This is a genomic window from Deltaproteobacteria bacterium, assembly GCA_016208165.1.
Lineage (GTDB): Bacteria > Desulfobacterota > Desulfarculia > JACQYL01 > JACQYL01 > JACQYL01.
Genome location: JACQYL010000098.1, coordinates 60659 through 75824, shown reverse-complemented (window position 1 = coordinate 75824; position 15166 = coordinate 60659). Strand labels below are relative to the sequence as shown.

General features: G+C 56.0%; 14 protein-coding genes. 9 read left to right on the top strand and 5 right to left on the bottom strand.

The window, feature by feature from the left end; translation table 11 throughout:
* The first annotated feature begins 129 nt into the window (after window positions 1-129).
* Together HY788_18620 and HY788_18615 are read left to right on the top strand one after the other, a co-directional pair.
* Window positions 130-1143: an acetyl-CoA synthase subunit gamma gene (locus HY788_18620; GenBank protein MBI4776162.1), complete on the top strand. Its 1014-nt coding sequence runs from the start codon at window positions 130-132 to the stop codon at window positions 1141-1143.
* A 10-nt stretch (window positions 1144-1153) separates the two neighbouring features.
* Complete coding sequence (locus tag HY788_18615) at window positions 1154-1462, top strand: 4Fe-4S binding protein (GenBank protein ID MBI4776161.1); 309 nt, start codon at window positions 1154-1156, stop codon at window positions 1460-1462.
* 378 nt (window positions 1463-1840) lie between these two features.
* On the opposite strand, the gene HY788_18610 is transcribed toward HY788_18615, so the two are convergent.
* Together HY788_18610 and HY788_18605 are read right to left on the bottom strand one after the other, a co-directional pair.
* Window positions 1841-3319, bottom strand: coding sequence for a trypsin-like peptidase domain-containing protein (locus tag HY788_18610; GenBank protein ID MBI4776160.1), 1479 nt, complete (start codon window positions 3317-3319; stop codon window positions 1841-1843).
* A 205-nt stretch (window positions 3320-3524) separates the two neighbouring features.
* The gene (locus HY788_18605; GenBank protein MBI4776159.1) at window positions 3525-4193 is read right to left on the bottom strand and encodes a lysoplasmalogenase; all 669 of its coding nucleotides are present in this window, start codon (window positions 4191-4193) and stop codon (window positions 3525-3527) included.
* A gap of 340 nt (window positions 4194-4533) precedes the next feature.
* Here HY788_18605 and HY788_18600 point away from each other — a divergent pair, with 340 nt between their 5' ends.
* Entirely contained in the window at window positions 4534-5427 is an 894-nt protein-coding gene (locus HY788_18600) for an alpha/beta hydrolase (protein ID MBI4776158.1), read from the top strand.
* A 69-nt stretch (window positions 5428-5496) separates the two neighbouring features.
* Here HY788_18600 and HY788_18595 read toward each other — a convergent pair whose 3' ends face one another.
* Entirely contained in the window at window positions 5497-5688 is a 192-nt protein-coding gene (locus HY788_18595; GenBank protein ID MBI4776157.1) for a hypothetical protein, read from the bottom strand.
* Window positions 5689-5938: 250 nt separating this feature from the next.
* Here HY788_18595 and HY788_18590 point away from each other — a divergent pair, with 250 nt between their 5' ends.
* From HY788_18590 to HY788_18570, 5 genes are all read left to right on the top strand, one after another.
* Window positions 5939-6577, top strand: a complete 639-nt coding sequence (locus HY788_18590) for an FAD-dependent oxidoreductase (protein ID MBI4776156.1) — start codon at window positions 5939-5941, stop codon at window positions 6575-6577.
* A 28-nt stretch (window positions 6578-6605) separates the two neighbouring features.
* Complete coding sequence (locus HY788_18585; protein MBI4776155.1) at window positions 6606-6965, top strand: rhodanese-like domain-containing protein; 360 nt, start codon at window positions 6606-6608, stop codon at window positions 6963-6965.
* A 39-nt stretch (window positions 6966-7004) separates the two neighbouring features.
* Complete coding sequence (locus HY788_18580) at window positions 7005-8372, top strand: thioredoxin family protein (protein ID MBI4776154.1); 1368 nt, start codon at window positions 7005-7007, stop codon at window positions 8370-8372.
* Window positions 8373-8491: 119 nt separating this feature from the next.
* Window positions 8492-8746 carry a hypothetical protein gene (locus HY788_18575; protein MBI4776153.1) on the top strand — a complete coding sequence of 85 codons (255 nt, stop codon included), beginning with the start codon at window positions 8492-8494 and terminating at the stop codon, window positions 8744-8746.
* A gap of 46 nt (window positions 8747-8792) precedes the next feature.
* Complete coding sequence (locus HY788_18570; protein MBI4776152.1) at window positions 8793-9491, top strand: TVP38/TMEM64 family protein; 699 nt, start codon at window positions 8793-8795, stop codon at window positions 9489-9491.
* Between the two features lie 58 nt (window positions 9492-9549).
* Here HY788_18570 and HY788_18565 read toward each other — a convergent pair whose 3' ends face one another.
* Together HY788_18565 and selB are read right to left on the bottom strand one after the other, a co-directional pair.
* Complete coding sequence (locus HY788_18565) at window positions 9550-11178, bottom strand: DUF2867 domain-containing protein (protein MBI4776151.1); 1629 nt, start codon at window positions 11176-11178, stop codon at window positions 9550-9552.
* Window positions 11179-11388: 210 nt separating this feature from the next.
* Window positions 11389-13293 carry a selenocysteine-specific translation elongation factor gene (selB, locus tag HY788_18560; protein MBI4776150.1) on the bottom strand — a complete coding sequence of 635 codons (1905 nt, stop codon included), beginning with the start codon at window positions 13291-13293 and terminating at the stop codon, window positions 11389-11391.
* 538 nt (window positions 13294-13831) lie between these two features.
* On the opposite strand from selB, the gene HY788_18555 reads away from it, so the two are divergent.
* Entirely contained in the window at window positions 13832-15118 is a 1287-nt protein-coding gene (locus HY788_18555; GenBank protein MBI4776149.1) for a hypothetical protein, read from the top strand.
* The last annotated feature ends 48 nt before the right edge of the window (window positions 15119-15166 follow it).

Genomic DNA, 15166 nt, shown 5'->3' with positions numbered 1-15166 from the left:
CCGTTGCAGCCGCTGGGAAGCCTGGGGAGCACGGCGCCGTCCGCTCCTGGCGGCTCGTCGTGTTGACCCACCCGAAATCGGGCTCGGTCGAGTCCGCCTCGGGTAGATCAACCTTTTGTGATTGGAACCATCCGAACCGGCGCGGGAACGGCGCCCAAAGTGGTTTCCGAGTGGGCGTCGGCGGATTGGTGGGGTGCGTTCAAGGCGCGATGGGGCGTCGGACGGATGCACTACAAAGTGGATCCCGGGCTGTACGCATTGAACGAACCGGACGCCTCGTCGCCCGTCCTGGTCACGGCGAATTACAAATTGACTTTCGATCGGCTGCGTAAGGCGTTGCCGTCGTTAGACGCCTGGCTGCTGGTGTTGGACACCGACGGGATCAATGTGTGGTGCGCGGCGGGCAAGGGCGCGTTCTGCGAAGAAGAGATCGCGGTTCGCATCGAAGCCTCTTCCCTGGCGAGCGTGGTCAACCACAGAGACCTGATTCTGCCTCAGCTTGCGGGCCCCGGAACGGCGGCTTATACATTGAAAAAGAAGACCGGGTTCAAGGCGCATTACGGGCCTATCCGGGCCGAAGACATCAAGGCGTTTCTCGATGCGGGAATGAAAGCCACGCCCGAGATGCGGCGTAAGACGTTCGGCTTGCGGGAGCGCGCGGTGTTGATCCCGGTGGAACTGGTGGATGCCGTGAAATACGGAGCCATGGCTGCCGCGGTTATGTTCTTTTTGGGCGGTCTGGGCGGGCCGGGGTCGTACTGGGCCAATGCGCTCGAGTTCGGTCTGTTTGCGGTTTGGGCCATTCTGGGAGCGGTTGCGGCCGGCGCCGTTTTGACGCCGTTGCTGCTGCCCTGGCTGCCCGGCCGGGCCTTTTCCACCAAGGGAATGATCGTGGGTCTGGCGGCGGCGGTTCTATTGGTGGTCCTTCGCCGACACCTGGCGGCGGCGGTCCCGGTGCTCGAATTGGGGGGATGGTTGCTGATGGTTCCGGCCCTGGCGTCGTTTCTGGGGATGAATTTCACCGGAGCTTCCACGTACACGTCACTTTCCGGCGTACAAAAGGAAATGCGGTGGGCCTTGCCCCTGCAGATCGGTGCAGCAGCGGTAGGGCTGAGCCTGTGGATCGGTTCGAGATTTATGTAGGGAGCCAAGAATGTCCGAGTATCTCAGAAACGTAGTGACCCTCGAGTACTATCCCGAGAAATGTGTGGGCTGCGGCATGTGCGCCATCGTGTGTCCGCACGCGGTCATGGCGATGGACAATGGCAAGGCGCGTGTGGATGATCGGGATTCGTGCATGGAATGCGGGGCCTGCTCCAAGAATTGCCCGGTGGAGGCGATATGGGTGCGGGCCGGAGTAGGATGCGCCAATGCGGTCATCAACACGGCCCTGGGAAGGGACGCCTCGTCCTGCTGTTGTGTCATCGAGCCGGAGCCGCCCCGCCCGCATCATTCGAGGTAAAGATTCGCGGGGGAAAACTTTTTCCAACGTTATCCCCCGCACGCTCTTTCAAAACTCCTCAGCATGGCGCCACCCTTCGACCGGTTCGAGAGGCTCACGGCTTTCAGCAAGCCCAGGGCAGGCGCCAGCGGGAGGCGCCCCCCCCATCCACCAACTACCAATTGTCGCATAACAGCCCGTTGAATAGGTCGGGTTGCTACAGGCCGTTGAAAAACGATGACATGCAAGGCGCGCAAATACCGAGAAATGAGGCGTACATAGAGTACGTCGCAGTGACGAGGGATGAAGCGTCACGCCGTTGGCGTGACCGCAGATCGCTTTTTTTCAACGGCCTGATAGGGGAGCTTCCGGAGTCATGCGACACGCCCTGCGAGCGGTCTAGACGTCTCCGACCTTTAAGCTGTTCCGTATGGTTTGAACGTCCTTGATGACCTGGGGCTCGTCCTCAACCGTGTACCACAAGGAGAACACAAAGACGCGTCCCCGATCCAGCATTAGGAGCATGGAAGTACGCACCGTTCCTTTTGCTTCCTTATCCAGCACGCCCACGTTCACCCGGTTGCCCTGGATCGTGCTGGGTACGAAATCCGCGATCATTGTAAACCCGTTCTGGGTCAGATAACTACGGTAGTGGTCCACCAGTTTCTGGTCTGTAAGGCCTTCTTTGCCGAGAAACGTGTGGAGTTGCACCTGGAGGTTCGGAGCGTTGCACTTGAGGAGGTAGTTGCCTTCCTGGACCTCTTCGTTGGCGCTCCAGGTGTTTTCCGTGAGTTGGAATCCGAAGCCCATTTTTCGATTCACGCATACGATGTCTCCATCGGGACTCCGGATCAGTTCCGCATCGGTCTGGCCCTCCTTGGCAGGCTCGGGTTTCTCTTCTTGCTTCTCTTCGGGCAGTTCCGCCAAGGTGATGGGTTTCGGGCTCTGAAGAATTTCCTTCACCCGGTTGATGGGAACGGCGAAGTTTAGATTCTGCCCGCGCTCGAGGCCGGCGGAAGTGACTCCGATGACTTCGCCCCGCATGTTGAACAGGGCCCCCCCGCTGCTTCCGTGCGAAATGGGAACGCTGATTTGGATGAACTTCACGCCGTCTCCGAGATCCCTCCAGGCGCTGACGAGGCCGTCGGAAATGGTATGCTCGAGTCCCTCGGGGCTGCCGATGGCTACAGCCTGTTCGCCGAGAATGATTGTGGATGAATCGCCCATGGTTACCGCGGGCAATGGGGTCGGCGCTTTGATCTTCACCACAGCCAGATCGTACCGGGGTTCGTAGCTGATCACGTTCTCTACGGCATACTGTTCGCCATCGGGAAGTTTGGCCACAATGTACTTGCCGTTGACGACCACATGATGGTTGGTGACGATCCATCCGTCTTCCCGAATGATGAAACCGCTACCCTGTTTGAAGGGCTTCTTGTCCTTGTCTGCCACGGAAAAAAGGACGACCTCTTTTCCGTAGCGTTGTTCGATTTCGAAGGGCCTCAGCTCTTTCCGCTCCTGCGGGGTCTCGACGCTCCGGTCCAGCCCCGCCAACGGCTCAAGTACTCCGATCATAAACTGGGCCAGATCGTTCTGAGGCTCCATCTGCACGACCAGTTCGAACTGCGTCTTTGCTTCGCCGAACTGCCTGAGCTGGTAGTATGAACTAGCCAGCATTCCCCGGAGCCAGGTGTTCAGTGGATCCTCTTTAAGGGCGTCCACCAGCAGCGGGACCGCTTTGTCGTACTGTTTTTGGGTAATGTGATCCTGGGCCTCGAGGCCCAGCGTAAACGCATCCGTTGCCCAAACCGGGGCCGTTTGGAAAAGCCATACGGTCCATGCCGCCGCAATCCATGATAAGAAAAGCTTGGAACGCATCTGATGCCCTCTCACTTCTCCGGGTTCGGTTGTCAGGCTGATTGCAGATCGCCTATTCCGATTACATATAGCGTGCGTAAGACTGATTTTCAATGAAAAGAACAGCGATATGGAGGTTCGCCCGCGCTCGATTGCAGACGCCTGGTCGAGGTGAAGACTTCTTTCGACACACTATGGACCGGGGCTTACCCATACCGCTGCCGATTCACGCCATTGCCGTGGGTTCGATCCAGGCGACTGAAAACGCCAATAAGAACTGAGCCACGTAGTAGGTAGGCAATCCCACGACTCGATTGAAGTATTCCTTTTTTACGAAACGGTCTCGGGCCACAAAGACATCGGACAGATAGAAACACACGGCTGCAATGAATATGGAGATTCTTCCCATAAGAAGGATGCCGCTGTCTCCCAGAATGGACCAGGCGCCGCACAGCATGATGGAGATGACGATCACGTATGCGAGGACAGGGCGATTCATGGAGTTCAGGTGAGGACGCAGATACAGGTAGATGCCGGCGCTGACAGGAAAGGTGATGATGGCCCCTAGGTAGGTGAAGGCGTTGATGTGAGCAACATACAAGAACGCCAGAATATAGCATACGTGCCCGATCAGGAACGAAACGAGGCCCGGGAGAAACATCCGTTTTTGCGGCAGGGCCAGAAATACATCGCCAATGAGGCAGAACGCCAGTCCGAAAAGGAGAACATGGTAATAGTCCGGCACGGGGTGGGGTTGCAGGATTGCCGTCACGATGAAGAGCAATGACAGGGAGGTCTTGGCGGCTACAAGTCCCACGCGATGTTCCGTGTTTTCGAAATGAAGGACGCCTGCGAGCAATACGAGCGCTGCCGGCAGGATGAACAGGCTCCACATGGTTTGAGGCCCCCGCGCGACGATGGTATGATAGGATTCGTCGATATGGTTCGTTTGACAATTACCGAAGGGACGTCCATAGGAAAATCGTCCAAACATCGGGCTGTGCGGCAACGCGATCTTCCGGAGCGCGTTTTAGCCGGTCGCATGCCTTTGCGCCGGAAAGAACGCTATGACGTCTTTTTTCGGATTCGAATACAAGCGGAGCGTTAAGGTTGGATTGTAAATTCACCCGCCGCGTGAGTCAATGCTCTGTGAATGAATTGAATTGACGGTGCGAGCCCGTCGCTTCCGGGTAGCCGGGGACGATGGGGCATTTGCGCTCTACGAGGGATTTTGAATGGATACGGAGAATGGCAAGGGGGAAGCGGGAGAACGATCGGATCGCCGGGGCGAGTTCCATTTCATCGATTGGGGTGGTTCCGGACCGTTGGCGCATTTCGGTCATGCCACCGGGTTTTGTGCTTCCACGTATACGCCGCTGGCGGAAAGGCTTCGGGACCGTTTGCACATGGTCGGCATGGATGATCGGGGACACGGAAGAACGACCGCGCCCGCGGACCCGAGAAAGCTGAAAGACTGGCGGATTTTTTACAGAGACCTGGAGCGGTTTATCGAGAGATTTGGCGAGCCGGTCATCGCCATGGGTCATTCCAGGGGCGCCATACTCTCGCTGCTTTTGGCGGTCAAACGCCCCGAGCTGATCCGGGCCCTGATCCTTATCGACCCCACCTTACTGCCGTTCGCCTGGATGGGGCCGTGGTACGTGGCCAGAAAGTTGCACCTGACCAGGTTCGTTCCCATAGCGGCACGGGCGGCTCAGAGGAAAGCCGATTGGCCCGACGGTGATACCATCCTGACCGTGTACAGGAGCAAGTACCCCTTCCGCACATGGGAAAACGGGTTCCTCGAAGGATATATTAGCGGAGGAACAGCGCGGAACGGGAAGGGCGGCATACATCTGACCTGTGCGCCGGCGTGGGAATCCCGATGTTTCTCGACCTATCCCCATGACCTCTGGGGATTTGCAAAGCGCATTAAGCAGCCCACCCTGGTCATCTATGGGGCCGAATCGGACGTTTTTGGGGCTCCGGCGGTCAAACGTTTCGAGAAGAAGGTCCCTGAAGCGATTTTGCGGCGAGTCGAAGGAGTGGGCCATTTTGTGCCCATGGAACGACCGGACGAAACGGCCGAAGCCATCCTATCGTTTCTCGATGAATCCGGATTGATCTAGGGTTTGATCGAGGGGAACCCCGCCGGAGGCGGGGTTCCCTGTGCTGCTCCGCTCTGTACGGATAGCGAGTTAGAACCGCCACGTGAGGCCGAAGTCAAAACTACTTTCGCTGAGTGAGGACTCGAGTTCCACCGGCTGACCGGTGATGTCCGTGCCTTTTTCGGAGATCGTGTTTTTAAAGGCGTGCATGAACCCGAGATGAACGCCGAAACGCTCGGTGATGTCGAATCCGACGCCGAAGGTGACGTGATGTTCGACCACAGCGTGAAATCCGATCTGCCACTGCCGTGTTCTTTGATGATAGAATTCTCGCACCCTTGCACGAAGGCGGATTTTGCTGCACATTGAATCGGATGATAGTCTTCACAGTACCGACCCTTAAACGCCTTTTCAAAATACTTTGTACTCTCCCGTAAAAAAACGTATTGACAAACACCATATCAGCATATAAATACTTATTTATTCGCTGATATGGTCCCCATCGGACTTTGAACCCAATGGAAAGGATGGCATGTCGGAAAACGAGGTTTTCGATTTAATCATTGTAGGCGGTGGGCCCGCAGGTTTAACGGCGGGGATCTACGCCATGCGCGCAGCCCTTAGAACCGTGTTGATCGAAAGGGGCGTCCCTGGCGGGCAGGTGGCCATTACTAAGGAGGTGGAGAATTACCCCGGTTTCATCGAGATCGGTGGCCTCGATCTTTGCGACAAGTTCCTGCAGCACGCCAAATGGTATGACCTCGAGATTGTAGAGAAGGAAGCCATCGCAACGGAGGCGGGGATCGAATACCATTCGGTGCGTCTTTCCGATGGCGCCCTATTGAAGGCCCATGCGGTCATCCTGGCCGCCGGAGGTACCGCTCGGAGGCTGAACGTCCCCGGTGAGAACGAGAACTTCGGCAAGGGTGTTTCCTACTGCGCGACATGCGATGGCTTCTTTTTCCGCGAGAAAACAGTGGCTGTCGTCGGAGGCGGAGATACAGCGTTAGAAGATGCCCTTTACCTTTCAAAGATCACCCGCAAAGCTTATCTCATCCATCGTCGTGATGCTTTTCGAGGCAGCCGTATCCTCCAGCAGCGTGTTTTCTCAGAACCTCGGATTGAATTCATATTCAATTCGGTCGTCACCGATCTGTCCGCGAAAGTGTAAAAATCGAAATAGGAGCCGGAGACCGTACATGAAAAAATGGACATCATTTCTCCTGGCGCTTGCGGCCGTGCTGATAACGGTAGCTTTGGTTTGGTACGTGCGGCGTCCCCTCGCGCCGAAGCAGGCTACCTGGGATGACGTTCTGGCAGAGGCCGAAGCGGGCGGCTACCGCATCATCTCCACCGAAGATCTCGCCGACCGGTATAGGAAAGAGACTACCGGCCTGATGCTGGTGGATACGCGCCAGGAATGGGAATACCGCACCGGGCATATCGAGGGCGCTGTCAATTTTCCCATGGAACCCACTTGGTGGGCACGCTGGCGTAAGGCGAACGAACTCAAGGACTTTTTAGGGCCTGACCAGGATCGCGCTCTCGTGTTTTACTGAGCGGGTTTGACCTGAGTCCGCAGCGACTCGGCGGCCCGTGTGGCCGTATCGCTTGGTTATAAGGATGTCTACCGCGACCCCTACGGTTTTCCGAAATGGCAGGAACAGGGACTACCCATAAAAAGCAGCCCAGCGGGACTGACGGCGCCCGCCGATCCGTCGGCCAGGCCGACGGCCGGCCGATCGCTTCAGGGCTGGGCCATGCTCTGGACCCTGCTCGGCATTTTCGCCGGCGGCCTGGCTCTAAACCTGACGCCTTGCGTCTACCCCATGATTCCAATCACGGTCTCGTTTTTCGGAGGGCGGACATCTCAGGATAAGCCCGGGCAGATCAAGCTGGTTTTGCATGGGCTCTGCTATGTCATGGGGCTGGCCACGACTAACTCGACCCTGGGCGTGGTGGCCGCGCTCAGCGGTGGTTTGATGGGCGCCATGCTGCAAAATCCGGTCGTACTTGCCCTTGTCGCCGGTGTTCTGATTCTGTTCGCCACCAGCCTCTTCGGACTCTGGGAGCTACGCCTGCCCGGCGCCTTGAACCGGATGGCCGGCAAATCCCACAGTGGTTACTTCGGTAGTCTGTTTATGGGGCTTACTCTGGGCGTCGTGGCCGCCCCCTGCATCGGCCCCTTCGTGCTGGGGCTGCTCGCTTGGGTGGCCGGCATGGGCAACCCCTGGCTTGGCTTTCTGATTTTTTTTATTCTCAGCCTGGGCTTGGGCCTACCTCTTTTTGTGCTGGCGCTCTTTTCCGGTCAGTTGCAGCGCCTGCCGCGGGCCGGGGGATGGATGCTGTGGGTGCGCAAACTGATGGGCTGGGTTCTGGTAGGCATGGCGGCCTACTTCATCCGGCCGGTCCTGCCCGAAGTTTTGAAGACCGGCCTGCCGGTCGCTGTGGCCCTGGCTGCCGGCCTACACTTGGGGTGGCTCGATAAAAACCAGGCGAGCTTTAGAGCTTTCCCGTGGCTGAAAACCATTGCGGGCACGGCCTGTCTCGTCCTCGCGACCTTCTGGATAGCCGCCTGGGCCATGCGGGGGCCGGGGATCGCTTGGCAGACCTATTCGGAGCAGATTCTTGAGGAGTCAAGAGTTCAAGAGAAGCCGGTGATCATCGATTTCTATGCCGACTGGTGCACGCCATGCCGGGAACTCGAAGAGGTGACTTTTCACCACCTCGATGTGGTCCGGCAGGCGGAAAACGATTTTACCATGATCAAAGTGGATGTGACCAAGGGCGGCGATCCATATCACGAACGATTGTTGAAGCAATACGGCGTCAAAGGAGTGCCCACTATTGTGTTTTTGGATGTCCGGGGAAATGAACGCATCGATCTGCGCCTGGTGGATTTTCTGCCGCCCGCTCCATTCCTGGGTCGTATGCTAGGTGCGAAGGAACCCGCGTCCCAGCAATAGGCAAATAAGGGAAACGAACGACCAACACCATCTCGTCACTATTAGAGGAGAAGATTATGCTGAAAGTCCGGTTTTTTCTCAACGAGCCCAACGGCAAACCTTGAAAGCATTTCAAACAATTGATGCCCAGGTTGGGCGAAGAATATCCGATTGAGATCGACGTTACCTCAAAACCAAAGGCCGAGTACCAGACCGATGAGTATTTCGAGCTGGACCTGCCCGTGGCCCCGGCGGTCATGGTGGGCGACGAGATTGTTGTTGAAGGGACTGATGTCTCCGACCACGAGATGGACGTTTGCATCTGCCGCCACCTCGGGCTGCCCGAGCCCGAGCCGTCGAAGAGGGGAATGCTGAACCGTCTCCTCGGAAAATGAACGTTTGACTTGCGGCCATCCGGGAAACTATTTGAGGGGCATCATCATGCAAGATACTAAAGATCAAAAGAGAGCCGTGGTAAAGGTGGTCATCCTGACCCTTTTCCTAGCAGCGGCGATTTACCTGGTCCGTTTTTCGCCTGCCAAGCAATACCTCACGGCTCAACAGCTTGGGCTGTTTCTGGAGTCAGTCGGCCTGTGGGCGCCGTTGATGTTCGTGTTCATTTACGCGGCCGGCGTGTGCCTTTTTCTTCCCGGCACTCTTCTGACGGCCATGGGGGCCGCCGTCTTCGGCCCATATTGGGGATTCCTTATCGTCTGGATAGGGGCCATGATCGGCACCGGCCTCGCCTTTCTGATCGGGCGCTACTTGGGACGGGACTTCGCCGCGTCCCTCATCGGCGATAGGCTGAAACGGTTTGATAACGCCATTGAACGCAACGGTTTTGCCACGGTTCTTTACCTGCGGCTGATCTATTTCCCTTTCACTCCCATGAATTTCGGCATGGGACTGACCAAAGTGCGTTTTTGGGATTACATTTCGGGGACGGCGCTAGGCATTATGGTTGGCACGTTTATTTTTACTTTCTTTGTGGGGACGATTAGGGACGTTTGGGCAGGCGGCCGCTGGGAGGAGCTATTGAGCTGGAAGATCTTTCTCTCGCTTGCCCTTTTCATTTTTTCCTTTTTCATTCCCAAGTTCCTGAAAATGGCAAGGGCGTCAAAAGAAGTCGAAAGCGTTTAACTGGTAGCAGCTTCGAACGAAAGGCTATGGAGAGATTCTCCGGATGGAACTGCAATGCTCACTCGCGTGGGGGTGTTCCTCGGCGTTCTCTCCATTCTGGCCACGGCCGAGGTCCTCGCCCCACGAAGGAGACAACAGGCCTGCCGTTACCGGATTCCCCCGGAGGCGAAGTCCGGGACGAATACTCCGCCGTAGGTTCGAAAGCTTCCGGGCCTGAAATGACGGGCCGGCCCAGGCGACGAGCTATGCCCCTCAAGGTTCCTCTGAACATGCGCTGGTGGATGTGGTAGAGGCTGAACCAATAAGCCAGACCGGCCAAGCCCTTGGGGCGAAAGCGTCCGATCTGCTGCAGCTCGATCCCGCCGTCCGGGTGAGGGGTGATGCGGAATTCCAGCACGGATTCACCCGGCGTGTTCATTTCACCGTAAAGCAGCAGTCGATGCGGAGGATCCGTTTCCAACACGCGCCAGAAGTCCATTACGTCGCCGGTAAACAGGGCCTTCGAATGACGGCGGACGCGTCCTCTTCCCTGGCCTCCCAGGAGTATGTCCATCCACCTTCCGAGGGTGTACAAATGGTTCGCATAGTGCCAGCCCGTATCCCCACCCAGTCCGCTGATCTCGGACCAGACTTCCTCGGGTGCGGCTTCGATCCGCATCCGGTAGGCGCATCGCAGCGCGGCGCCCCCGGCGTAGGGCGCGTCCCCGCATTGCACCCATTCGTGAGGATTCAGATGTCCGGCGTCCATCCAGCACGTTTCCACCTGGTCCTGCCGAATGCGATCCAGCGCCAGTCGTACGGCCTGCCGGGGGGTGAGGAGTTCTTGGGGTATAATAGAACGTATGCGGTTTTCACCGCATACCATTCGATTACGCAGGCTTTCGGCCAGAGGTCTTGCCAGTGAGGCGTGTACAGGCGTGACGAGATGGATCCAATACGAGCTCAGACTGATGCTGAATAGCGGAACGGGGATGATGACACGCTTTCGCAATCCCGCCTCTTCCGTGTAGATCCCGATCAGTTGCCTGTACGTCAGGATTTCGGGACCACCGATGTCGTACGTTTGGCCCGCAGTCTCAGGATGTTCGAGGCAGCCTTCAAGATAACGGAGCACGTTTCGAACGGCTATAGGCTGGAAGGGCGTGCCCAGCCATTTCGGAGTGATCATGACCGGCAGCCGGTCCACAAGGTAGCGCATGATTTCAAAGGACGCTCCACCGGAGCCGAGAACGACCGCGGCCCGAAGGAACGTGGTAGGGACCAGGCCGGATTGGAGAATGTGGGCTACCTCCAGACGCGATCTGAGGTGCGGACTCAACCCGGCCCGTTCATCGCCCAGTCCCCCCAGATAGATGATGCGTTCGACCCCGCCCGCTTCTGCGGCCGCCACCATGTTTTTTGCCGCGATCCGATCCGATGCCGAGAAATCCTTGGTTCCTCGAACCATGGAATGGACCAGATAATATACGGCTCCACAGCCGCCGGCCGCATCGCGAAGAGAATCTCTATCCAGGACGTCTCCCACCACAATGGTTGCATTGGGGTGAGAAGCCCAGGGCCGGCATTTCAACTTCGACGCGGATCGACCCAACGCTCGAACCCGATATCCCGCCTCGAGAAGCCTGGGAACAAGCCGTCCTCCGATGTACCCCGTCGAGCCGGTAACCAGAATATCTTTCGATTTCATGTGCAACAGACTCCAAGCAGGCAGGCGCTGATTCCCAAACGAATTCTATCCACGGCGTGCGCCCTTACAAACCAAAGGGTTGGAATACGCGCATACCGGATTTTGGATCGACACGCTCGGATGTGCAGCGGTTGTGAGGAGCCGGACTTCAGAGATGCATGTCCCCCAGCGGGGCTCCACGCTTCATTCAGGCGATGAAGAGGAAACGGTCTACTTTCTCGTCCTCAATACCCGCTTCTCGCCGACTCTCATCGTGACCTGCTGGCTGTCGAAATATTCGAACAGAGGAATGGTGTACTTTCGGGACACACCGGTCATGTCCTTGAACTCCGGGGTAGACATCTCTCCGTGCGTTTGCAGATATTCCACCAGCTTGTCCTGCAATTCCGCCAGCGGCTTCTGATGGAAATACAGGCCCTCTTTCACCTTGATCAGCACTTTTGCCGCAAGCAGGTGGCTAAGAACCTCCTTCATCACGTCGGCTGGGATTTTGTCCTGCAGGTCTTTGAAGTACGGCGGCGTCAAACCTGCCTTCAGGTAAGTGTCCTCGAGCTTCCGTCGAAATTCCTGTTCCTCTTCCTTCAGCAGCACCTTATGGCTGGAAAGATGAACTTCCTCCTGCTCCCCCCTGATGGCTCCTTCCTTGGTCAGCGCCGCCAGCAAGAAATTGAAAAGCTTGACGTCGGCGTAAGGTAATTGGGAACGGAGTTCCTCTTTGTTCATGCCGACCCGCAGGGGATAACGCTGGTGATATTGTTCCAGCAATTCAACGACCTTCGTCCTCATTTCGTTGAAGACTTTCGCGTGGACATAGCTGGGAGGCTCTTTCGTGAATTGCAGCACCGTCCGGTCGGACTGAAGCTGCTGGAGAGATGCGTCCAGGACATTCCTTGTAAACGGCGTCATTCGAGCCAGATCGCTCCGTGAAAGCCCTGCGATGCCGCCCTGTTCGATCAGCGCCGAGACGAACTCGGCCGGCGCCCCCTGTTTGAAGATTTCAAGCCGTGCCAGAACATCCTGACGGCCCCGTTTGTGTTTCGGTGGTGAAACAGCGAGGATCTCCCCCCCACCGATGGTATGCACGGGGGAATAGGATCGAACCACATACCTGTCGTGAGGCAGGATGGCCGTGGGACTTTCCAGGTGCAGTTGGGCGTAGATGGTATCTCCGGGTCGCGCTTCGTCGCGATCCAACAACGTCACTTCCGCCAGGATTTCGGCAGTGCCCGTGTGAAACCGCATTCGGGTTCGGTTTTTCAGCGGGCGGGGCATGCTTTTTAGCAGGCTGAGATAGACATCCACGCGTTTCGTCACCACCAGTGAATCCGCTGAAGCCAAAACATCGCCCCGGAAAATGGCTTCCTTCTCAACACCCTGCAGGTTAATTGCGGTGCGCAGCCCCGCACTGGCTTGCTCCACTTCCTGGCTATGCACCTGAAGGCCTCTGATCTTCGTTTCGACGCCTTCGGGATAGATGGTAATCGGGTCGCCCAGACTGATGGTGCCGCTGACGGAGGTGCCGGTCACCACAGTGCCGAATCCCTTCATGGTGAACACGCGGTCGATGGGAAGTCGATACACGCCGACGCGGGTTTTTTCCTTCGTGGCTGCGGAGAGCCTGTCCAATTCATCGACGAGTCGGTCGTACCCTTCTCGTGTTATGGACGAGACCGGCATGATGGGGGCGTCTTCCAGAAACGTTCCCTGAAGAAAGTCCCTCACGTCTTCCGTCACCAGTTCCAGCCAGTCCTTGTCCACCATGTCGATCTTGGTGAGTACGACCAGACCCATTTTTACTTGAAGCAGTTGGCATATTTCCAGATGTTCTCTGGTTTGAGGCATAACCCCTTCATCGGCGGCTATGACCAGAGCGACAATGTCTATGGTCGAGGCTCCCGCGACCATGTTTTTTACGAATCGCTCGTGCCCGGGAACATCTATGATGCCGAGGCTCTGGCCGGAGGGAAGAGTAAGGCTGGCAAAACCGAGTTCGATGGTAATGCCTCGAAGTTTCTCCTCCTTGAGCCGGTCGGTGTCCGTGCCGGTAAGCTCTTTGATCAGAGCGGTCTTACCGTGGTCGATGTGCCCGGCGGTGCCGAGAATAATGTGTTTCATAGTTTTTGGGATCTCCTGACTCAGTCATCCGAGTGAGCAATGTTGCCGAGAGCGGCCTTATCCGAGCAAATCAAGACTACGATGGATCGGCGTTTTTTTCAAGATCGTATGCCTCCAAGCCTAATTTTGCCGTCCGGCGCTAGCCGCCTCTCCCAGCGCCCTACCGGGGGACATCGATGAGGCGGTGGCAGGATAGTCGAACCGCGGGTCGGAGCCAAACAGTGTTTGGACGGTCGCCGGCCTCCGTCCTTTGGAAACCGATAGAAGCGTACAATGACTGAAAGTACGGACTTCCCAGCATCGGTGAACGGTATTTTCAACCGTGAGAGGATGCATCGGAGGGCTGCGTCAGGGTCATGAGAAGGCTTTAATATTTCCGGGGAAGATGCTATGTTGAACAAAATTGCGGCGCCCATGACCGATCCGGGAACAGTCGTGTGATACCCACGCGGTCTGATCTTTCCTGACCGATCTGCCGGCGGTCGGTTTCTTTGGAGCATTCAATGCGAAATGATATTGAGGGATTCGTGCAGTGCCTATGAAACCAACGGCCGTCCCATGGATTCCCCGCGCACTCCTTCGCGGACGTTTTGCGTGTTTCCTGTTTTTTTTGCTGTTTGGAATGGTGATTTATGTCTTTCTATTCTTATCCGTCCACAACAGGGATGTCGGCAAATTAGAATTTCGCCAGAAATACAATGATACGATAAAAGTATGGATTGAACATGGCTACTTTAAGCACGGGGGTTTGGCCTTCTGCCGGCCCGTGGACGAGAATCAACGGCAGAAGATATGGCGTTCCTCTTCCATGGGATTCCTACAAGCTGCACACCTGCTCGAGAGGATATCCTATGCATGGAATGGTGGATTCAGTCAGCGTTTAATGTGTTTTCACAATCAGGCTATAGTCTGGATCAGTTCGGCGCTGCTCGGTTTCTTGGCTTTCACGATGGTCCTTCAATATGATGGTCGCCTTGTTAGCGCCTTGCTTTTAGGCGTTTCCTGCCAATCGGTATACCAGACGTTTCCTTACAATTTAAGGTATTATTGGGAAATATACCCATCAGCAGTGATATGCATATTTGCTATCGGTTATCTAATTTTGGTGGAGAGGTCCCTGCGTCAAGAGACCCCGTCCGGTTTTCACCACGTACTCCGTGTCGTGATCGTCTTTGGAATGTTTTATACGGAACCTTTTACGGCTTTCTTTTTTCTGGTAACCTATTATTTGATCGCTATCGTTATGCACCCGTCGGTAATAAAGGGTCAGAGGCATATACTTACGATCATTATACCCGGATTGGCGGGTATACTTCTGTATTTGGGACAACTGTACTATGTAAAGCTGACCTATCCGGAAGTTGAGTTGGTAGGTAGTGGTTGGCTTTTCCGAACCGGGCTTGACGGCTCCACGAAATATGTCGGCGACCACTTTGGACTGCTGTTTGACAAGAGGAGGTTTCTCGTTTCAGGAATCGGCAACTGGAAGTATTTTTTTATGAGTGGTCTGATGTCGATGGGATACCTTGTGCACCTGGTGATTCCTTTCATTCTTTCCTTGTTGGCCTTTCTCCCTTCCTATCTGGAGCGGATTACGAAGCAGACGGGGATCTTTGTAGTTGTTGCCACACTCGTCGCTTTCTGCTACTCGATCGTGCAATTGCGAGCGTACGCCATCGCTTATCCTCTGGAATCGGTGGTAACCTCTTTGAGCAGCAACAGATCGGAAGATCTACGTTTAGATAATAGTGAATTTAATTTGGATCATTTCCTTCCGGTTATATTAAGGCACAAAAATGCCAAGTTAGAGGCAAAGAAGGACTAACGAACCGAACGAAGAAGTCTACTTCAGTTTGTTGTTACCTGTATGTTC

Bases quoted from the DNA above. Each gene is read 5' to 3' on its own strand.
- HY788_18605 (MBI4776159.1), bottom strand. From the start codon at position 4,193: ATGTGGAGCCTGTTCATCCTGCCGGCAGCGCTCGTATTGCTCGCAGGC.
- HY788_18555 (MBI4776149.1), top strand. From the start codon at position 13,832: ATGAAACCAACGGCCGTCCCATGGATTCCCCGCGCACTCCTTCGCGGA.
- HY788_18570 (MBI4776152.1), top strand. From the start codon at position 8,793: ATGCAAGATACTAAAGATCAAAAGAGAGCCGTGGTAAAGGTGGTCATC.
- HY788_18600 (MBI4776158.1), top strand. From the start codon at position 4,534: ATGGATACGGAGAATGGCAAGGGGGAAGCGGGAGAACGATCGGATCGC.
- HY788_18615 (MBI4776161.1), top strand. From the start codon at position 1,154: ATGTCCGAGTATCTCAGAAACGTAGTGACCCTCGAGTACTATCCCGAG.
- HY788_18610 (MBI4776160.1), bottom strand. From the start codon at position 3,319: ATGCGTTCCAAGCTTTTCTTATCATGGATTGCGGCGGCATGGACCGTA.
- HY788_18590 (MBI4776156.1), top strand. From the start codon at position 5,939: ATGTCGGAAAACGAGGTTTTCGATTTAATCATTGTAGGCGGTGGGCCC.
- HY788_18585 (MBI4776155.1), top strand. From the start codon at position 6,606: ATGAAAAAATGGACATCATTTCTCCTGGCGCTTGCGGCCGTGCTGATA.
- selB (MBI4776150.1), bottom strand. From the start codon at position 13,293: ATGAAACACATTATTCTCGGCACCGCCGGGCACATCGACCACGGTAAG.
- HY788_18565 (MBI4776151.1), bottom strand. From the start codon at position 11,178: ATGAAATCGAAAGATATTCTGGTTACCGGCTCGACGGGGTACATCGGA.